Origin of the sequence: Actinophytocola sp. (genome assembly GCF_036002505.1) — a bacterium.
In the GTDB taxonomy this organism is placed as follows: Bacteria; Actinomycetota; Actinomycetes; order Mycobacteriales; family Pseudonocardiaceae; genus DASYTH01.
The window spans coordinates 1-18,658 of the sequence record NZ_DASYTH010000195.1; the positions used below are offsets into that span (position 1 = coordinate 1).

An 18,658-nucleotide genomic window follows, 5' to 3' on the forward strand; every position below is an offset into this window, starting at 1 on the left:
GAGTCACGATTGATCAACGGAGAGTCGGGGATCAGGTGAACCGCGATGTCGGTGCGCGGCTCGGTCTCGTAGCTCAGCCCATACCGAACATGCGTACCTGCCTCCGACGGATCGGCGACAAGATCGACCGGCAGGCCGGTCTCGGCCAACGCCCTGGCTGTGGCGTGGACGGCGATGCGCGTGTCGGCCAAGCGCAACAGACCGGCGTGATCTTCCTCGTCCAGCCACTCCGACAGCCACTGAGCCGCGTTGATCCAGGCGGGCTCATCGGCCGACTCGAAAGGGGCGCGGAACCGAGGCAGCCCGTCTCCGGGTCGCCACAAGCCAAGCCACGAGCGATGAGCGGCCGGAAGCAGGGTCCGACGATCGTCACTTTCGGCGTAAGCGAGTGGATCAAGGTCGTAGGCTATGGCCAGTGCGAACCACATGCGCATGGTGATGGCGCGCCGACCGGCCCAGAACTCGGGCACGGTTCGGTCCTCGCCTTGCCGTCCGAGCGCCCGAGCGACATCGGCGGCGGTGACGTTGCCGCCAGCCTTTCGCCGAACGGCAGCCACCAGTTGCTGCTGGGCATACGCAGCGGCGACCTCCCCCGGATCATCGTGCTCCGACACCACCCAGCTGGGGTCGTCAGCAAACGATCCCGAACGGATGAACCGCAAGGGCGGGCCTGCCTCCGGCGGCCGGCCCCGGGGCCTTGTTGGCACGACGAACCTCCGGCGAGCCTCCCACCACGAAAATACGTCTGAACGTATTTTCAATGACGTCAGGCGCCAAAAGCCAGCGACGACCTGAAGGCGGACGATGGACATCGAGCAACTGGCGGAACAACTCCCGTCAACCGGGGAGCTACCCGGGATGGCGCTGTTGGTCGCACGCGATGTGATCGAGTCAGCGGTGATCGCTGGCCGCCTTGATGCACAAGCGGCATCCTGCCTGCGCTCCGCGGGCCACCATCTGAGGCAGGCTCGTGGCCGAAACCACGAACTGGACCAGCGCTCCTGGATCGGTGACGATCTCGTCCAGATTGCCGGGCTCGGACAGCTTCCCGATGAGTTCCGGCTCAAGCGGGTCCGAGACACGCTCCGGGACCTGGTTCGCGCAATACCAGCGGAGGGATCTGTTTCACTCGACGTCAAGTACGCGGGCTTTTGATGGCTCCACATCCAGGCGCATCACCCGAACCGGCACGATCCCCAGGACCGTGACGGCGCCGGCCGCACGCGCCGCCTTCACTACTCCAGCCATGGTGTACCCGGTGTGGTAGGCGTCGTCCACGACCAGAACGGTGCAACCCCTCAGGTCGTCCACCACGATAAACTCGTCGAGGAGTGCGGCGCGCTCGGCAGAGGTCATGTTCTTCGCCGAGCGCCTGAACTCCGTTCGAGAGTCCACGGTGACAAGGCTGAGACCCAGCAGTCGGTTAAGTGTCTCGCCGATGCGCACCCCCGCGCTGGGCGGCGCGAACTTGGGGTCGTGGCCTGGAACGGGAAGAACCCCGACAGCCGAACGCAACCAGGGATGCGCGGTAACCACGGCGACGAGCTTCTGGCATGAGTTCGAGACCCGCAGCCTCGATCTGAGCCCGAGGGGCGTACGCGTAGGACTTGATGGTTCGGACCAGAGTGCCCGCCTCGGTGTATTCGAGCCCCTGATCGGCCGCACACGACCGGCTGTAGAAGTCGAGCGCCACCGCACCATCAATGCCGTCGCGAACGCAGAGCACGAGGATGTGCCTCAGCAAGTCCAGATAGTCCCGCAGTCCGGCATCCGGGGGCCCGGGCAGGTGAGCGATGTGACCAGTACGGACCGTGGTGCCGCCGACGTTCAACGAGCTGAGCGCCTGGACAGCCCGCGACGACGTGCACAGCGATCTCCTGTGATCCCCGCAGCAACACGAACCACTCGTGCCCCACCTGCTCAAACTTCCATGCATCAAGCCTGTTGCCGCGGCGATCAGACCTGTACGAAGTGGCTGGTGAAGCTGAGAACAAGCGAGGATGTTCCTTCCGTGCTGCCTCCTCAGTGTGAACGTTCGCCTACGCAGAGAGCGAGAACTGCGCGTCTCGGCGTGTCGGTTAGCCTTGCCGAATTCGTGCACAAGCCGGAATAATAGAACGTATGTTCTAACGCCAGACCATGCCTTAGGGAGCGGCCTCGTGACGAGCACCAGTCCTTTCTCAGGGCATGTGGCCGTCGGTGATGACATGCTGCTCGCGATTCTCGGACCTCGGGCAGCTGGGGGCCCAGACGGCTGACCCAGCATCTGCTCCGCTCGGGGCGTCAGACGGCATGGGCAATGATCACTGAACTGCCCGCGTCCGAGAGAGCGGCGGCGGAGTCCGAAGCGGCCGCGATGAGCGATGACGGTGTCCGGGTGCTGCTCTGCGACGATCAGGCCTACCCCGACCGGCTTCGCCGGGCGCCCGGGGCACCACCTGCCTTGTTCTATCGCGGATCTCTCAAGCTCCTCGACACACCGGCGGTCGGTATCTGCGGCTCTCGGAATGCCAGCCCCGAGGGACTGCGTGCGGCGCGCGCCTGCGGCGCAGACGCTGCGCGGACGGGTGTCACCGTCATTTCGGGGTATGCCAAGGGGGTCGACAGCGAGAGCCACCTGGCCTCGCTCGTCGAGGGTGGAACCACCATCGCGGTACTGGCCGAGGGGATCGGGCAGTTTCGGCCCAAGCGGGCGTACCGAGATCTTCCGCAGGACAACATGCTGGTGATGTCCCAGTTCCCCCCGGGGCAGCGTTGGAACGTCGGTGCGGCGATGACCCGCAATCAGGTCATCGTCGGGCTTAGCCACGCACTCGTGGTGGTCGAGGCCGGCCCGACCGGCGGGACGCTGAGAGCCGGAGAGATGGCCATACAGGCTGGACGGCGGCTCCTCGTGCTGGGATTCGCCGGTGGCGACCCCGATGGCAACACCAAGTTGCTGGCACTGGGCGGACACCGCATCTCGGATCGAGCCACGTTGACGGCGGAACTGCGGCGGCTGCATTCCACCGGCTCGGGTGGACAACTCGTGCTCGTGTGACAACCTCGTTGGGGCTCAGGCCGGCGGCAGGGTGAGGCGGCTGGTCGGGGCGATCCGGCGGCGTTGCTCGCGGAACAGGAAGGCGGCGACGAGGCCGCCGACGAAGCCGGAGACGTGGCCCTGCCAGGAGATGCCGGCGGCGCCGTAGCCGATGGAGTTCCACATGGCGTACCCGTAGGACAGGGCGATGCCCAGGGACACCACGAGGTCGACCGGACGGCGGTCGATGAGACCGCGCATGAGCAGGTAGCCGAAGTAGCCGAACACCACGCCGCTGGCGCCGACGTGGAGGGTGTCGGGCGGGGCGAAGAACCAGACGCCGGCGCCGCCGACGACGATCACGGTAGCGGTCATCAGCAGGAACCGCCTGGTGCCGGTCACAGCCGCGATGAAACCAAGGCTGAACAGCGGAAGGGCGTTGCTGGCAAGGTGTTCCAGGCTGCCGTGCAGGAACGGCGCGGTGACGATGTCGATCAGGCTCTGGGGGTCGTGCGGGCGGATACCGCCGGCGATGGCCAGCCGGCGGTCGCTGGCCTCGTTCAGCAGCTCCACGATCCAGAGCAGAACCAGGTAGGCCACCATGAGGCCGGCGGCCCGGCCGAGAGGACTCCGCAACGATCCGTCGTCGAGGGGCGCCGGCGAGCTCATGTTGCGGAGCGTAGTCCGAAACGGCGGTGCGGCCGCGGAATCGCCGCTACGCTTGCGCTACGCAATTCCCTAGGGGAGAACGGTGGCAGCTCCGATTCCGTTACGGCGCAGGCCGGTCCAGCAGCGCAGTGCGCGGCGGGTCGAGCAGATGCTCGAGGCCTGCGCCGCCTTGATCGACGAGCTCGGGTACGACGGCGTGACCACCACGCTCATCGCCGAGCGCGCCGGCGTCGCCGTAGGTTCGCTGTACCAGTTCTTCCCGGACAAGCGGGCCGTGGTGCAGGCGCTGACCCAGCGCAACGTCGAGCACTTCATGACCGAGATGGCGCGCCGGCTGGACGAGACGGACCTGGCGCACTGGTGGGACGGCGCGGACATCGCGTTCGACATCTATGTGCAGATGTACCGCGAGGTGCCGGGGTTCGCCCGGATCCGGTTCGGCGACGTGGTCGATCTTCGGCTGATCGCCGGCGAGCGGGAGAACAACACGGTCATCGCGGACGGGATCACGGAGCTGATCGCGGAGCGGTTCACCATCGCGATGGACGAGGTGCGGCTGCCGATCGCGGTGGCCATCGAGATCGCCGACGGAATCCTCAACCTCGCCTTCCGCCGCAAGCTGTTCCCGGCCGAGACGGTCATCGCCGAGGCGCGGACCGTGGTACGGGCCTACCTTTCCGGCCGGCTCAACTAACCGAACGTGACTGCCTCGCCGCGGTAGGTGGGCACCGTGCGGCTCACCGCGTCGCCTTCGATCACGTGGTACTCGGTGAACCGCTCGGCCAGCTCGCCGGCCTTGGTGTGGCGCAACCAGACCCGGTCGCCGACCCGCAGGTCGCTCGCTGCCCGGCCGGCCACTGGGGTCTGCACCTCACCGGCGCCCTCCATCGGCAGCAGCCGCAGCCCCGCCGGCAGGTAGGGCGACGGCAGCCGGTCCCGGCCGGCCGGTCCGGAGGCGATGTAGCCGCCACCGAACAGGGTGACGATGCCCCGGGCCGGGCGGCGTACCACGGGCAGCGCGAACAGCACCGCCGGTTGCGGCGAGAACCGTTGGTAGTTGTCGAAAAGCGTCGGTCCGATGAGCCCGGAGCCGGCCGCCACCTCGGTCACCGAACGGTCCGCCGTCGTGGTCTCGATGCTGCCGGTCCCGCCGCCGTTGACGAACTCCAGCGGGCCCAGCGCGGTGATCTCGGCGACCGCCGCGGCCCGCCGCTGCGCCAGCTCCGCGGCCGAACGCCGCTGCATCCAGCGCAGGGTCGCGGCCAGCAGCGGGCGGCCGGCGGGGCTGTCGCCGAGGCCGGCGATCTGGCCCTCGTAGGCCATCAGCCCGACCAGCCGGAAACCGGGCCGGCGCAACACCTCCCGGGCCAGGCCGGCCGCGTCGCGCGGGGTGAACACCGGCGAGCGGCGGGGTCCGACGTGCACCTCGCCGCGGCCGAGCACGGGCCGCCAGGACACGTCCAGCTCCAGGCAGACCCGGATCTCCGGATGGTCGGTGCCGAGCGCGGCGTCGACGAGATCGAGGTGGTCCACCGAGTCGACCATGATCGAGATCGCGGCCCGGGCGGGCTCGTCGGCGGCCAGGCGGCGCAGCGCGGCATGATCGACGGTCGGGTAGGCAACCAGGAGATCGGTGCCGGCGAACTCGGTGCCCGACCAGATCTGGCTCAACCACAAGGCTTCCGGCAAGGTGTACGCCATCACCCCGGCGAACCCCGGGGTATGCAGCACCCGCTCGAGCAGGTACCGGCAGCGGACGGACTTGCTGGCCACCCGGATCGGCGTCCCGGCGGCGCGCCGCACCAGGTCGGCGGCGTTGTGATCGAACGCGTCGACGTCCACCACGGCCAGCGGCGGGTCGAGGTGCTTGGTGGCGGTGTCGAGCCGGGCCCGCGACGGGTTGGGGGACACACGACCACGGTACGGCAGGAGTCTTGAAATGTGAAGTTCTTTCACCTATTGTTCCTCCATGTCCACGGCACTATGGGCACTGCGGCGCGGAGCTCCACCATGAGCGGGCGGGGGCGGGGCAGAGGATGGTGGAACTGGGCCGGCACCGAGTCGGCCGTCGCCGCCGCGGTGGTGAAACCGCGCGACGTCAACGAGATCTGCAAAGCCGTCACCGGCGCCGCCGAGACCGGCCAGACCGTCCGCGCCCGCGGCAGCGGCCACTCGTTCACCGGTGCCGCCGCGGCGCACGGGGTGGCGCTCGACCTGTCCGGGTGGACCGGGATCGTCGCCGCCGACACCACCACCGGCCTGGTCACCGTCCGCTCCGGCACCACCATCCGGGCGCTCAACGCCGAGTTGGACCGGCTGGGGCTGGCCATGACCAACCTCGGCGACATCGACGCGCAGACCATCTCCGGGGCGATCGCCACCGGCACGCACGGCACCGGTGCGGCGTACGGCGGCATCGCCACCCAGGTCGAGGCGCTCGAACTGGTGCTGGCCGACGGTTCCGTGGTGACCTGCTCGGCCACCGAGCGGCCCGACCTGTTCGCCGCGGCCCGGGTCAGCCTCGGTGCCCTCGGTATCGTCAGCACCGTCACGCTGCGCACCGAGCCGTCCTTCGTGCTGTCCGCCGAGGAACGCCCGGAGCCGCTCGACGACGTCCTCGACGGGCTCGAGGAGCACATCACCGGCAACGACCACTTCGAGTTCTACTGGTTTCCCTACGGCGCAAAGGCGTTGACCAAACGGAACAACCGGCTGCCGGCCGGTGCCGAGCCGAAACCCCTCGGCGCGGTCCGCCGGTTCTACGAGTACCAGGTGATGGAGAACGCCGCGCTCGGCGCGCTGTGCCGGCTCGGCCGCCGCGTGCCGGGCACGGTGCGGCCGATGGGGCGGCTGATGTCCTCGCTGCTGTCCCCGCGGTCCTACCGCGACACCTCGCACCGGGTGTTCGTCACCAGCCGCGGCGTGCGGTTCGTCGAGTCGGAGTACGCGATCCCGCGCGGGTCGCTCGGCGCGGTGCTCGCCGAGCTGCGGGCGACGGTGCCCGGGCTGGCCGATCCGATCATGCTCCCGGTCGAGGTGCGGGTGGCCGCCGCGGACGACATCTGGCTGTCCACGGGGTACGAAAGGGACTCGGCGTACATCGCGATCCACCAGTACGTGGGAATGCCGTTCCGGACCTATTTCGACCTGTTCGAGTCGATCGCCGGCGCGGTCGGTGGGCGCCCGCACTGGGGCAAGATGCACACTCTGGACGCAGCCGTCCTGCGGGAACGTTATCCGCGTTTCGCCGACTTCGCCGCCGTACGCGCCACCCTGGACCCCGAGGGACGATTCGAAAACCCTTACACCGCAAAGGTTCTGGGCTCAGCTCGCTGAGACGATCTCCAGCGTCCGGCCGACGTCGTCCGATCGGTCCAGTAGCAGGACCACAGTGGCCGCAACCCATTCGCGGCTGACGGAACCGCCGGGAAGCGACTCGGCGACCCGCACCTGGCCGGTGGCCGGTTCGTCGGTGAGCCGGCCCGGCCGCAGAATGGTCCAGTCCAAATTTGTCCGGGCCCGCAGGTCCTCCTCGGCCGCGGCCTTGGCCCGGAGGTAAGCACCGAACACCTCGTCGATACCCGGGTCCTCGGCCCGGTCCAGCCCCATCGCGCTGATCTGAACGTGCCGCCGCACCCCGGCGCGCCCGGCGTCGTCGGCCACCAGCACCGCCGCCGCGTGGTCCACGGTGTCCTTGCGGGCCGCCCCGCTGCCCGGCCCCGCGCCCGCCGCGAACACGACCGCGTCCGCGCCGGCCAACACCTCGGCGACCTGATCAACGGAGGCGTGTTCCAGGTCGAGCACCACGGCCTGGGCACCGGCCGCCGCGAGGTCGTCGACGTGGTCGGGGTTGCGCACGATGCCCACGGGCTCGTCACCCCGCGCGGCCAGCAGCCGGGCCAGCCGCAGCGCGATCTTCCCGTGCCCTCCGGCGATCACCACCCGCATACGGGCGATGCTAGGCGCTACGAGACGGCGGCGCTGGCGAGCAGCTTGTCGTAGGCCAGCTCACTGATCCACCGGTGGATGCCGTCGATCCCGGCGTGCGCCCGCTCGGCTCGGCCGGGCAGGTCCAGGTCGACTGCGGCGTCCGGCTCGGTGCGCACGACGGCCACGCCGTAGGCCCGGGCCCGGGGCAGGCAGTTCACCACGTAGTCGTTGGTCAGCACGACCGAGGTGGGCAGCACCACGGCGGCGTCCCCGTAGCGCAGGAACGGCACCACGTTGGCCAGACCGGTCCGCCAGTGCCGGGCCACCGCGATGGCCCCCACCACGCGCACCGCCGGCTCCGGCACCATGCCGGCGAACTCCGGCCACACCCAGGTGGCCACGCTCGCCCGGTCGGTCACCGGCAATTGCCCCAGGCAGATCCGCTCGGCATGCGCCTCGGTCATCAGCTCGACCACCAGGCACACCCGCCGGCCCAGCAGCCGCATCTCCGGCAGCACCACACCGGACCAGCCGACCTCCTTGGCCGCCGCCACGGCCAGCTCATCGGCCGGCGCGGGCAACTCGACAGGAGGGACGAGTGGAGCCGGCAGCGCCTTGAGGTTCTCGGGAACTGCCGTGCGCCCAGACATGCCGCTCACGAACTCCGCCCTCTCCACTAGCCAGCTTCAACTCGTGTACATGTCCGGCCTACCAGCCATCCCCTTTGGAGTCGCAGACACGAACGCATCCCCTGCGACCGGCGGCATCCCACGCTCGTTAACCGGTCGCCAACCGGCACTTGGACTTCGCCCCGACTGTGCTGCCACTTGGCCGAACCCCCAGACGACCGGCACTAGCCAGAACGGCCCAACAGAGAGTGCAAGAAAAGGACCCCCGGGGGCCGCTGGTCCAAGACCAACGCGCCCAGCGCCGGGTCAGAAGGAGCCAGCACCGTGGGGGTCTGGGGGGTCGCCCCCCAGAAACGAAATCCGAGCCCACCCCGGTCCGCGCTCTCCGCGGACACGAATACCGGTGGGCGAGGGGGGAGTTGAACCCCCACGTCCTTACGGACACACGGACCTGAACCGTGCGCGTCTGCCATTCCGCCACTCGCCCGAGAAGCGGGAGGAAGCCTAGCACGTGCGGTTACCCGGCTTTGCACATCCCGGTGTCCTACTCGCTGTGCACGGATACGATCGACCAAGGAGCACCCACGGGAAGGAGGTCACCATGGGCATCGGCCAGCGGTTGAACCGCAAGCTGGAAGAGGTCGTGGGGAACTCGTTCGCGCGGGTGTTCGGTGGCAACGTCGTGCCCCAGGAAGTGGCACAGGCGCTGCAGCGTGAGAGTGAGCAGAACATCCGTGAACTGGCCGGCGGGCGGCTGCTCGCACCCAACCACTACGTGGTGCAACTGGGCGCGAGCGACCACCAGAACTTCACCGGCGACGAGCAACGGATAACCGCGCTGCTGGCGGACTGTGTGGCGGAGCATCTCGCCGAGCACGGTTGGGACACTTATGGTGACGTCGTAGTCTCCCTGGAGCGCTCCGACGCGCTGCACACCGGACAGTTTCGAACCCGCTCGACCGTCGACCCTGACGTCAAGGCAACCGGCGCCAGGGGTGCGGGCCACCAGGCCAGCACGCGGTCAGCACCACCTCGCAACGCAGGAGACCGATCCATGAGCCAGCCTCCCGGCCACGCGCCAGATGGCGACCCGTACGCCCAGTACGGGTACGGCCAAGGCCCGTACGGCCAAGATCCCAACTACGGTTACGGTCAGCAGCAGGGCGGTTACGACCAGGGCTACGGGCAGCAGCCGGGGTACGGCCAGCAGGGTTACGGCCAGCAGCCCGGGTACGGCCAGCAGCCCGGCGGTTACGACCAGGGCTACGGGCAGCAGCCGGGGTACGGCCAGCAGCCCGGCGGCTATGACCAGGGCTACGGGCAGCAGCCCGGTGGTTACGACCAGGGTTACGGGCAGCAGGGGTACGGCCAGCAGGGCGGCTACCCGCCGCCGGGCGGGGATCCGTACGCCCAGCAGGGCTACGCGCCGCCGGCGGTGCAGACCGGACCGCGCCAGCTCCAGGCCAGCCTGCAGCTCGACGACGGCTCCAACCGCACCTACTCGCTGAAGCAGGGCGGCAACGTCGTCGGCCGGGGTCAGGACGCCGACTTCCGGCTGCCGGACACCGGGGTCTCCCGCCGCCACCTGGAGATCACCTGGGACGGCCAGAGCGCCACGCTCGCCGACCTGGGTTCCACCAACGGCACGACGGTGAACGGCACGCCGGTGCAGACCTGGCAGCTCGCGGACGGTGACGTCGTCCGCATCGGTCACTCCTCGCTGGTGTTCCGCACCCAGGGCTGACCGCCCGGGGTTCCACGAACCACGCCGGCGAGCCGGTGCGGTGTGGTCAGTTGTCTCTTGATCGGCTGGAGCGTTAGCGACCGGTGCCAGAGCTCATCATGCAGCTGACCAGAGCAGGGTTCCTGGCCCTGCTCTGGTTGTTCGTGCTGGCCGCGTTGCGGGTGGTCCGCTCGGACCTGTACGCGGCCGCCGGGCTGCGGGTGGCGATGCCCGGGTTCGGCCGCTCCCGGGCGAAGCGCGGCGGCAAGGCCCCCCGCCAGCTGGTGGTCACCCACGGCGCACTGGCCGGGACCAGGATCGCGCTGGACGGCCGGCCCATCCTGATCGGCCGCGCCGACGACTCGACGCTGGTGCTCGACGACGACTACGCGTCCACCAGGCACGCCCGCATCTCCCTGCGCGGAACCGATTGGTACGTCGAAGACCTGGGCTCGACGAACGGCACGTACCTGGACCGGGCTAAGGTCACGGCACCCCAACGGGTGCCATTAGGCGCCCCGATCCGAATCGGTAAGACGGTGATCGAGCTGCGCTCATGACCCTCGTCCTTCGCTACGCCGCCCGCAGCGACCGGGGCCTGGTCCGCTCCAACAACCAGGACTCCGTGTACGCGGGTCCCCGCCTGCTCTCACTGGCCGACGGGATGGGTGGCCACGCGGCCGGCGAGGTGGCCAGCAAGGTGGTCATCGCCGCGCTCGCCCCACTCGACGACGACGAGCCGGGCGACGACCTGCTCAGCCAGCTCCGCGAGGCGACGCTGAACGGCAACAGCGCGATCGCCGAGCTGGTCTCCGGCGACCCCGAGCTGGACGGCATGGGCACCACGCTCACCGCGATCCTGTTCGCCGGCAGCCGGATCGGCCTGGTGCACATCGGCGACTCGCGCGCGTACCTGCGGCGCAACGGCCAGTTCACCCAGATCACCCACGACGACACGTTCGTCCAGTCGCTGATCGACGAGGGCCGGATCACCGACGACGAGGCGGCCCACCACCCGCAGCGCTCGCTGCTGCTCAAGGCGCTCACCGGGCACGAGATCGAGCCGAACCTGACGATCCGGGAGGCCCGCGCGGGCGACCGCTACCTGCTCTGCTCGGACGGCCTGTCCGGGGTGGTCACGCACGAGACGCTGAGCGAGGCCATCCAGATCGCCGACCCGCAGGTGTGCGCGGACCGGATGATCGAGCTGGCGCTCAAGGGCGGCGGGCCGGACAACGTCACGGTGATCGTGGCGGACGTGGTGGACATCGACTTCGGCGAGGACGCGCCGATCGTCGGCGGCGCGGCCGGCAACAGCTTCGACGAGCAGCCGCCGCCGGACTCGCCCGCGGCCCGCGCCCAGGCGCTCAACCCGCCCCGCCAGCAGCCCCAGCGGATCGAGCCGCCGGAGGAGCCGCCGGACCCGAAAGCCAAGCGCCGCAAGCGAATCCGGCTGTTCGTGATCTTGCTGGTGATCGGCATGCTGGTGGCCGCCGGCGCGGTCGCCGCGGTCATCGCGGTGAACCGGCAGTACTTCGTCGGCGAGGGCGAGAGCGGCGAGATCGCGATCTTCCAGGGGGTGCGCGGCAGCATTCTGGGCATCTCGCTGAACAAGCAGGTGCAGGGCTCCTGCGACCCGAACACCACCTGCGACAAGCGGTACGTGCAGGACCTGCAGCCGGTCGGCCAGGACTCGGTCCGGTCCGGCACGGAGAGCTTCGAGAGCATCAAGGAGGCGCAGGACTTCATCCAGGAGCTGCGCCGCAAGTACACCCTGCCGACCTGCTCGGAGTTCGCCCGCCGGCAGGAGCAGCAGGCCGGCGGCACGACCACCCCCAGCCCGCCGGCGCAGACCACCACCACGACGGAGCCGCCGGACGCGTCCAACTCGGCGGAGGTGCAGCCGCCGCCGGCCAGGACGGAGCCGGTCGAGGGGCAGAACTGCCGCAAGGACAAGGGCGGCGGCTGATGGCACAGCCGGCAGCCCCGGTGGCGGTGGCGGCGGGGCCGGGTAACGCCCCGCCGGACAGGTCGGCTCCGACCAGGCGCGGCACCGAGCTGTCCATGCTGGCCTTCGCCGCCGGGCTGGTCACCGGCGCGCTGATGCTCGTCGAGGCGAACCAGGAACAGCAGCTGACCCTGCGCATCGTCTGGTACGGGCTGGCTTACCTGGCGCTGTTCGGCGTGGCGCACGCCGCGGTGCGGGCCTGGGCGCCCTACGCCGACCCGCTGATCCTGCCGTGCGTGGCGCTGCTCAACGGCCTGGGCCTGGTCATGATCTACCGGCTGGACCTGGCCTACTCGGAGCGCGCGCTGGCGGCCAACCGCGAGATCAACAACCAGGTGCCCAAGCAGATCCTGTGGACCACGATCGCGCTGGTGCTGTTCCTGGTGGTGCTCAAGGTGTTGAACGACCACCGCACGCTGACCCGCTACGGCTACACCTTCGGCCTGGTCGGCCTCGTCATGCTGGCCCTGCCGGCGATGCTGCCCGGAGTGATCGCGCCGACCATCAACGGCGCCAAGATCTGGCTGCGGATCGGGATCTTCTCCATCCAGCCCGGGGAGTTCGCCAAGATCCTGCTGCTGGTGTTCTTCGCCGCGTTCCTGGTGTCCAAACGCGACCTGTTCATGGCGGCCGGGCGCCGGGTGGCCGGGGTGGACCTGCCGCGGGCCCGGGACCTCGGGCCGATCGTGGTCGCCTGGGCGGTCTCGGTCGGCGTGCTGATCTTCGAGAAGGACCTGGGCACCTCGCTGCTGTTCTTCGGCGTGCTGCTGGTGATGCTGTACGTGGCCACCGAACGGATCATCTGGGTGGTGGTCGGCCTGATCATGTTCGCCGGCGGCTGCGTCCTGGCCTACCAGGCGTTCGGCCACATCCAGTTGCGGGTGCACAACTGGCTGGACCCGTTCGCCGACTACGACGGCGGTGGCTACCAGATCGCCCAGTCGCTGTTCGGGCTCGGCACCGGCGGGGTGGGCGGCACCGGCCTCGGCGCCGGGCGGCCGGACATGGTGCCGCTGGCCAACAGCGACTTCATCACCGCGGCGATCGGGGAGGAGCTCGGCTTCATCGGCCTGGCCGCGCTGCTGCTGGTGTACACGCTGCTGGCGATGCGCGGCATGCGCAGTGCCCTGGCGGTGCGGGACACGTTCGGCAAGCTGCTCGGCGGCGGCCTCTCCTTCGCCTTGATCATGCAGGTGTTCGTGGTGGTCGGCGGCGTCACCAAGCTGATCCCGCTGACCGGCATCACCGCGCCGTTCCTGTCCGCCGGCGGTTCCTCGCTGCTGGCCAACTACGTGCTGGTGGCCCTGCTGCTGCGGATCTCCGACGCGGCCCGCCGCCCGCACGCCGGGTCGCGGCCGCGGATCGTCCCGCAGACGCCGATCGCCGAGGCGCACACGGTCATGGTCGAGCGGCCGGAGGAGCGACCCGAGTCATGAACACACCGCTTCGCCGGGTCGGCCTCGCCATGCTGGCCATGATCATCCTGTTGCTGGCCAACGCCACCTACATCCAGATCGTCAAGGCCGACGACTACCGCAGCGACAGCCGCAACAACCGGGTGCTGTACGAGGAGTACGCCCGGCAGCGCGGCCGGATCCAGATCCAGTCCCAGTACGGCGGGCAGATCATCGCCAACGTCTCCCCCACCAACGACCGGCTGCGCTACCGGCGGCAGTACCCGAACCCGCTGGTGTACGCCCCGGTGACCGGCTTCTACTCGGTGCGCTACGGCGCCACCGGGCTGGAGCGCGCCGAGGACTCGATCCTCAACGGCTCGGACGACCGGCTGTTCGTCCGCCGGCTCTCCGACCTGATCACCGGCCGGGACCCGCGCGGCGGCAACGTCGTGGTGACCATCAACCCGCAGGCGCAGCAGGCCGCCTACGACGCGTTGACCGCCAAGGACTTCAACGGCGCGGTGGTGGCCCTGCGCCCGCAGACCGGCGAGATCCTGGCCATGGTGAGCACGCCCTCGTTCGACCCCAACACGCTGGCCGCGCACGACGCCGAGGACCAGGAGAAGGCCTACAACCAGGTCCGGGACGCGAACGCGCCGCGCAAGCCGCTGCTGAACCGGGCCATCGCGGAGAACTACTTCCCCGGCTCCACGTTCAAGCTGGTGGTCGCCGCGGCCGCGCTGGAGGACGGCAAGGACAAGAACACCCAGCTCACCGGCGCCAACGGGATCAACGTGATCAACGGGCAGCCCTGCCAGGCAGGCGCCAACGAGTCCACCTGCCTGGCCAACTTCGGCAACAAGACCTGCGGCAACAGCGGCGGCGGCAACGTCAGCATGGAGACCGCGCTGCAGTTCTCCTGCAACACCGCTTTCGCCCAGCTCGCCCACGACCTCGGCGAGGACAAGATCCGGGAGCAGGCGCGCCGGTTCGGCATCGGTGAGGCCGACCTCACGATCCCGATGCCCGTGGTGCAGTCCTGCATCGGGCCGCGGACCGGCGGCAACTGCCTCAACGTGGTGGACGGGCCGGCCCTCTACCAGACCGGCATCGGGCAGCGCGACGTGCGGCTGACCGCCATGCAGAACGCCGAGATCGTCGCCACCATCGCCAACGGCGGCGAGCGGATGCGTCCCCAGCTGATCAACCAGGTGCTCGCCCCGGACCTGGACACGATCTCCAGCCTCGAGACCGACCGGGTGGACCGGGCGATGTCCGAGCGCAACGCCGCGACGCTGCGCGACATGATGAAGCTGTCCGAGGAGCACACGGTCGGCGGCACCCCGAACAACAACCCGGTGATCGCGTCCAAGACGGGCACCGCGGAGACCGGTTCCGACCCGAAGAACACGCCCCCGTTCGCCTGGTACGTGGCGTTCGCGCCGGCCGACCAGCCGAAGATCGCCGTGGCCGTGGTGGTGGAGAGCAAGGACGAGGCGGCCACCGGCGGCCGGCTGTCCGCCTCGATCGGGCGGGCCACCATCCGGGCCGCCCTCGCCGGGGGGATCTGAACGATGCTGACGTCGGGGCAGCTCCTCGCCGACCGGTACCGGTTGGCGCGGCGCATCGCGGTCGGCGGCATGGGCGAGGTGTGGGAGGCCGCAGACACCCGGCTGGACCGCCGGGTCGCGGTGAAGGTGCTCAAGCCGGAGCTGTGCGGGGACGCGGAGTTCCTGCACCGGTTCCGCACCGAGGCCCGCACCACCGCCTCGCTCAACCACCCCGGCATCGCCGCGGTGCACGACTATGGCGAGACCGCGGGCGTGGTGGACGGCCCGAAGGACACCGCCTACCTGGTGATGGAACTGGTCGAGGGCGAGCCGCTGGCGGCGATTCTGGCCCGGGAGCGGCGGATCAACGCCGAGCGCACGCTCGACATCCTGGAACAGGCCGGAACCGCCCTGCAGGCCGCGCACGAGCGCGGGTTCGTGCACCGGGACGTCAAGCCCGGCAACATCCTGATCACGCCGAGCGGTCAGGTGAAGCTGACCGACTTCGGCATCGCCAAGGCCGCGGACGCCGCCCCGGTCACCCGCTCCGGCATGGTCATGGGCACCGCGCACTACATCGCCCCGGAGCAGGCGCTCGGGCACGAGGCGGAACCGGCCAGCGACGTGTACTCGCTCGCCGTGGTCGGCTACGAGTGCCTCGCCGGGCACCGCCCGTTCCTGTCCGAGAACGCGGTGACCGTGGCGATGATGCACATCCGGGACCTGCCGCCGCCGCTGCCGCCCGACGTCCCGCCGCATGCCCGCGCGGTGATCGAGGCCACCCTGATGAAGGACCCCCGGCAGCGCTACGGCAGCGGCGCGGAGTTCGCCGCCGCGGTGGCCGCCGTACGTGCCGGAATGCCGTTACCCGCGCCGTCCGGCCGCCCGCTGGCCCGGGTGTATCACACTGGCGCTACGCCATCGAGCCAGGAATTCAGACACGGTCCTCCGACCGGGACACACCCGCGGATCACCCCGCTCGGCCCGCCCAGCCTGCCGGGCATGCCGCCCAGCGGGCCGTTTCCGATGGGTCCGCCCCCGCGGCGGCGTAACCGCACGTGGTTGTGGGTGCTCCTGGCGGTGTTGATCGCCGCCTTGATCCTGCTCGCCGCGTTGGGGATCCCCGCGATGTTGCGGTCGCGTGACTCGTCGGATAATCAGGACAACCCCGGGCCGGGTTCATCCGTCACCAGTCCGGGGGAGAATGCCGAGCCGGGCGGGCCACCCCGCCAGTCCGGCTTCCCCCGATCACCGGGAGCGAAGCCGGGGCGCCTGATCACTGTCGACCCGGCGCGGTATCTGGACCACCCGGCGACCTTCGCCGTCATGGAGTTGTCCAATGCCGGACTGAACACCACAGTGGTGACCCCCGCCGGGGTGGCGCCACAGGACCTGAGCACCTGTGTTGTCACCGAGGTAACGCCGGCCGGTGGGGCGCCGATCGGTTCCCAGGTGACCATCCGGTGCCGACCCAACGCACCACCTGGCTGAACCTCCGCTTGTCGGAGCGGGAAAACCGGCATGATGGGACGCACGTCAAGACGAGGAGCTGAGACGGCCCACCGATGACCACACCGCGACTGCTATCCAACCGCTACGAGCTGGGCGAGACACTCGGTTACGGCGGCATGTCCGAGGTTCACCGAGGTCGCGACGTCCGCCTCAGCCGCGAGGTCGCGGTGAAGGTCCTGCGCGCCGACCTGGCCCGCGACCCTCAGTTCCAGGAGCGGTTCAGACGCGAGGCGCAGAACGCCGCGGCCCTGAACCATCCTGCGATCGTCGCGGTCTACGACACCGGCGAGACCCGCACCAGCTACGGCCCGCTGCCCTACATCGTCATGGAGTACGTGGACGGCCGGACGCTGCGGGACATCGTGAAGACCGAGGGCCCGCTGCCCGGCCAGCGCGCCATGGAGATCATGGCGGACGTCTGCGCCGCGCTGGACTTCAGCCACCGGCACGGGATCGTGCACCGGGACGTCAAGCCGGCCAACGTGATGATCACGAAGAGCGGCGCGGTCAAGGTGATGGACTTCGGCATCGCGCGCGCGGTGGCCGACGGGCAGGCCGCGGTCACGCAGACCGCCGCGGTGATCGGCACCGCGCAGTACCTGTCGCCGGAGCAGGCCCGCGGCGAGGCGGTGGACGCCCGCAGCGACGTGTACGCCGCCGGGTGCGTGCTGTTCGAGCTGCTCACCGGTGAGCCGCCGTTCACCGGTGACTCCCCGGTCGCGGTGGCCTACCAGCACGTCCGGGAGGACCCCAAACCGCCGTCTGCGCTGAACCCGAGGGTGAACCCGGCGCTGGACGCCGTGGTGCTCAAGGCGATGGCCAAGGGTGCGGCCAACCGCTACCAGTCCGCCGCCGAGATGCGCACCGACCTGGTGCGGGTGCTGTCCGGGCAGCGGCCGCTGGCGCCGATGGTGATGACCGAGGAGCTGCGCACCGCGGTGATGTCCGCCGGGCGCCCGCAGCCGGAGCTGCCACGCGGCCGGCACCGCCCTGCGGCGCTGGCCGACGACTACGACGCCTACGACCCGTACGCCGACGAGGAGGAGGACCGCCGGCGCCGGCGGCGCAAGGCGTGGATGATCGCCCTGATCACGATCCTCGCGCTGGCCCTGGTCGGCGTCATCGCCTGGCTGGCCACCCTGGTGTTCGGCAAGACCGACACCCCGGGCGACAAGGTCACCGTGCCCAACGTGATCGGGCAGACCCAGTCCGAGGCGCAGCGGGTGCTGCGCGAGCAGGGGTTCAGCAACGTCACGGTGCAGGCGGTGCCGTGCCAGGCGGCCGCGGACGGCTCGCCGGGGCCGTGCGGTCCGGAGAACATCGGCAAGGTGCTCAACACCGAACCGGCGCCCAACAGCAGCGTCAGGAAGTCCGACAAGGTCACGCTGCAGGTCGGCGGCCAGCCCGACAAGGTCTCCGTCCCCGACGTCAAGGGCTTGTCGCAGCAGGACGCCACCAAGAAGCTGACCGACGCCAAGCTCACCGTCACGGTCAACCCGCAACAGATCGAGACCGATGATGACAAACTCATCGGCAAGGTGGCCGACCAGAGCCCACCCGGTGGCCAGTCGGTCAACGTGGGCAGCGCGGTCACGATCACCATCGGCAAGTCCGCCAACACGGTCACCGTGATCAACGTGATCGGCCAGGACGTCAACACGGCCAAGTCCAACCTGGAAGGCATCGGCCTGAAGGTCCAGGTCAACGAGGTCTCCTCGGACCAGCCCGCCGGCAAGGTGATCGACCAGAACCCCAAGAGCGGCAAGGTAAAGCCGGACACCACGGTGACGCTGAGCGTCTCCAAGGGCGACCAGCAAAAGATCAAGATGCCCGACCTGACCGGCCAGACCGTCAACGACGCCCAGCAGATCCTCCGCCAACGCGGCTGGACCGGTCAGTTCAACCAGATCGACGACCCCCAGTGCAACGTCACGGAGGTCAACAAGATCACCGACCAGCAGCAGCGGCCGAACTCGGACATCACCCCCGACGAGACCGTCGGCATCCAGGTCTGCAAGCGCGCCACCCAATAGTGCCTAGGTAACCATGTTGGCGTCTCACGTCACTGTGTTGGCGTGCCACGTCGTCGTGTTGGCTTGTGGCGTGGGTGTGTTGGCTGGTGACGACGACGTCGGACACCGCTGACGGCGACGCCACCACACGTTCGGCCAACACGGCGACGCCACGGGCCAACACGGCGACGTCAGAAGCCAACACACCG

Annotated in this window: 17 protein-coding genes and 1 tRNA gene; 11 read left to right on the forward strand and 7 right to left on the reverse strand. The window is 69.7% G+C overall.

Annotated features, from left to right (window positions below):
- The coding region (locus tag VGR06_RS16120) for a hypothetical protein (protein ID WP_327559890.1) at window positions 1-662 on the reverse strand (662 nt) is incomplete at its 3' end.
- A 142-nt stretch (window positions 663-804) separates the two neighbouring features.
- Between VGR06_RS16120 and VGR06_RS16125 the strand changes: the two genes are divergently transcribed.
- Window positions 805-1,155, forward strand: coding sequence for a hypothetical protein (locus VGR06_RS16125; protein WP_327559891.1), 351 nt, complete (start codon window positions 805-807; stop codon window positions 1,153-1,155).
- On the opposite strand, the gene VGR06_RS16130 is transcribed toward VGR06_RS16125, so the two are convergent.
- Complete coding sequence (locus VGR06_RS16130; RefSeq protein ID WP_327559892.1) at window positions 1,126-1,536, reverse strand: phosphoribosyltransferase; 411 nt, start codon at window positions 1,534-1,536, stop codon at window positions 1,126-1,128. The genes VGR06_RS16125 and VGR06_RS16130 overlap by 30 nt on opposite strands.
- A 763-nt stretch (window positions 1,537-2,299) precedes the next feature.
- On the opposite strand from VGR06_RS16130, the gene VGR06_RS16135 reads away from it, so the two are divergent.
- Entirely contained in the window at window positions 2,300-3,040 is a 741-nt protein-coding gene (locus VGR06_RS16135; RefSeq protein WP_327559893.1) for a DNA-processing protein DprA, read from the forward strand.
- Window positions 3,041-3,055: 15 nt separating this feature from the next.
- Here the strand turns inward: VGR06_RS16135 and VGR06_RS16140 are convergent, their stop codons facing one another.
- Complete coding sequence (locus tag VGR06_RS16140; RefSeq protein WP_327559894.1) at window positions 3,056-3,688, reverse strand: rhomboid family intramembrane serine protease; 633 nt, start codon at window positions 3,686-3,688, stop codon at window positions 3,056-3,058.
- Window positions 3,689-3,770: 82 nt separating this feature from the next.
- Here VGR06_RS16140 and VGR06_RS16145 point away from each other — a divergent pair, with 82 nt between their 5' ends.
- Window positions 3,771-4,382 (forward strand): TetR/AcrR family transcriptional regulator, encoded by a 612-nt coding sequence (locus VGR06_RS16145; RefSeq protein WP_414637272.1) that lies wholly within the window; start codon window positions 3,771-3,773, stop codon window positions 4,380-4,382.
- On the opposite strand, the gene VGR06_RS16150 is transcribed toward VGR06_RS16145, so the two are convergent.
- Window positions 4,379-5,599 carry an amino acid deaminase/aldolase gene (locus tag VGR06_RS16150; protein ID WP_327559895.1) on the reverse strand — a complete coding sequence of 407 codons (1,221 nt, stop codon included), beginning with the start codon at window positions 5,597-5,599 and terminating at the stop codon, window positions 4,379-4,381. The two genes, VGR06_RS16145 and VGR06_RS16150, sit on opposite strands and share 4 nt — an antisense overlap.
- A gap of 99 nt (window positions 5,600-5,698) precedes the next feature.
- Here VGR06_RS16150 and VGR06_RS16155 point away from each other — a divergent pair, with 99 nt between their 5' ends.
- Window positions 5,699-7,024, forward strand: a complete 1,326-nt coding sequence (locus tag VGR06_RS16155; RefSeq protein ID WP_327559896.1) for a D-arabinono-1,4-lactone oxidase — start codon at window positions 5,699-5,701, stop codon at window positions 7,022-7,024.
- Here VGR06_RS16155 and VGR06_RS16160 read toward each other — a convergent pair.
- From VGR06_RS16160 to VGR06_RS16170, 3 genes are all read right to left on the reverse strand, one after another.
- Entirely contained in the window at window positions 7,013-7,636 is a 624-nt protein-coding gene (locus VGR06_RS16160) for an NAD(P)H-binding protein (RefSeq protein WP_327559897.1), read from the reverse strand. The two genes, VGR06_RS16155 and VGR06_RS16160, sit on opposite strands and share 12 nt — an antisense overlap.
- 17 nt (window positions 7,637-7,653) lie before the next feature.
- The gene (locus VGR06_RS16165; protein WP_327559936.1) at window positions 7,654-8,268 is read right to left on the reverse strand and encodes a hypothetical protein; all 615 of its coding nucleotides are present in this window, start codon (window positions 8,266-8,268) and stop codon (window positions 7,654-7,656) included.
- Between the two features lie 383 nt (window positions 8,269-8,651).
- Window positions 8,652-8,734: transfer RNA gene (locus tag VGR06_RS16170), tRNA-Leu, on the reverse strand.
- A gap of 114 nt (window positions 8,735-8,848) precedes the next feature.
- Between VGR06_RS16170 and VGR06_RS16175 the strand changes: the two genes are divergently transcribed.
- The 7 genes from VGR06_RS16175 (at window position 8,849) to pknB (ending at window position 18,470) form a co-directional block, all read left to right on the forward strand.
- Complete coding sequence (locus VGR06_RS16175) at window positions 8,849-9,991, forward strand: DUF3662 and FHA domain-containing protein (protein WP_327559898.1); 1,143 nt, start codon at window positions 8,849-8,851, stop codon at window positions 9,989-9,991.
- A gap of 83 nt (window positions 9,992-10,074) precedes the next feature.
- Window positions 10,075-10,530 (forward strand): FHA domain-containing protein FhaB/FipA, encoded by a 456-nt coding sequence (locus VGR06_RS16180; RefSeq protein ID WP_327559899.1) that lies wholly within the window; start codon window positions 10,075-10,077, stop codon window positions 10,528-10,530.
- Window positions 10,527-11,939, forward strand: coding sequence for a PP2C family protein-serine/threonine phosphatase (locus VGR06_RS16185; protein WP_327559900.1), 1,413 nt, complete (start codon window positions 10,527-10,529; stop codon window positions 11,937-11,939). Before VGR06_RS16180 ends, VGR06_RS16185 begins: the two co-directional genes overlap by 4 nt.
- Complete coding sequence (locus tag VGR06_RS16190; RefSeq protein WP_327559901.1) at window positions 11,939-13,414, forward strand: FtsW/RodA/SpoVE family cell cycle protein; 1,476 nt, start codon at window positions 11,939-11,941, stop codon at window positions 13,412-13,414. Before VGR06_RS16185 ends, VGR06_RS16190 begins: the two co-directional genes overlap by 1 nt.
- A complete protein-coding gene (locus VGR06_RS16195; protein ID WP_327559902.1) occupies window positions 13,411-14,946 on the forward strand; it encodes a penicillin-binding protein 2 in 1,536 nt (511 codons plus the stop codon). Before VGR06_RS16190 ends, VGR06_RS16195 begins: the two co-directional genes overlap by 4 nt.
- A 3-nt stretch (window positions 14,947-14,949) precedes the next feature.
- A complete protein-coding gene (locus VGR06_RS16200) occupies window positions 14,950-16,416 on the forward strand; it encodes a serine/threonine-protein kinase (RefSeq protein WP_327559903.1) in 1,467 nt (488 codons plus the stop codon).
- 74 nt (window positions 16,417-16,490) lie between these two features.
- Window positions 16,491-18,470, forward strand: a complete 1,980-nt coding sequence (pknB, locus tag VGR06_RS16205; protein ID WP_327559904.1) for a Stk1 family PASTA domain-containing Ser/Thr kinase — start codon at window positions 16,491-16,493, stop codon at window positions 18,468-18,470.
- Window positions 18,471-18,658 lie beyond the last annotated feature (188 nt).

Bases quoted from the DNA above. Each gene is read 5' to 3' on its own strand.
- VGR06_RS16200 (WP_327559903.1), top strand. From the start codon at position 14,950: ATGCTGACGTCGGGGCAGCTCCTCGCCGACCGGTACCGGTTGGCGCGG.
- VGR06_RS16135 (WP_327559893.1), top strand. From the start codon at position 2,300: ATGATCACTGAACTGCCCGCGTCCGAGAGAGCGGCGGCGGAGTCCGAA.
- VGR06_RS16195 (WP_327559902.1), top strand. From the start codon at position 13,411: ATGAACACACCGCTTCGCCGGGTCGGCCTCGCCATGCTGGCCATGATC.
- VGR06_RS16175 (WP_327559898.1), top strand. From the start codon at position 8,849: ATGGGCATCGGCCAGCGGTTGAACCGCAAGCTGGAAGAGGTCGTGGGG.
- VGR06_RS16190 (WP_327559901.1), top strand. From the start codon at position 11,939: ATGGCACAGCCGGCAGCCCCGGTGGCGGTGGCGGCGGGGCCGGGTAAC.
- VGR06_RS16125 (WP_327559891.1), top strand. From the start codon at position 805: ATGGACATCGAGCAACTGGCGGAACAACTCCCGTCAACCGGGGAGCTA.
- VGR06_RS16185 (WP_327559900.1), top strand. From the start codon at position 10,527: ATGACCCTCGTCCTTCGCTACGCCGCCCGCAGCGACCGGGGCCTGGTC.
- VGR06_RS16155 (WP_327559896.1), top strand. From the start codon at position 5,699: ATGAGCGGGCGGGGGCGGGGCAGAGGATGGTGGAACTGGGCCGGCACC.
- VGR06_RS16165 (WP_327559936.1), bottom strand. From the start codon at position 8,268: ATGTCTGGGCGCACGGCAGTTCCCGAGAACCTCAAGGCGCTGCCGGCT.
- pknB (WP_327559904.1), top strand. From the start codon at position 16,491: ATGACCACACCGCGACTGCTATCCAACCGCTACGAGCTGGGCGAGACA.
- VGR06_RS16140 (WP_327559894.1), bottom strand. From the start codon at position 3,688: ATGAGCTCGCCGGCGCCCCTCGACGACGGATCGTTGCGGAGTCCTCTC.
- VGR06_RS16160 (WP_327559897.1), bottom strand. From the start codon at position 7,636: ATGCGGGTGGTGATCGCCGGAGGGCACGGGAAGATCGCGCTGCGGCTG.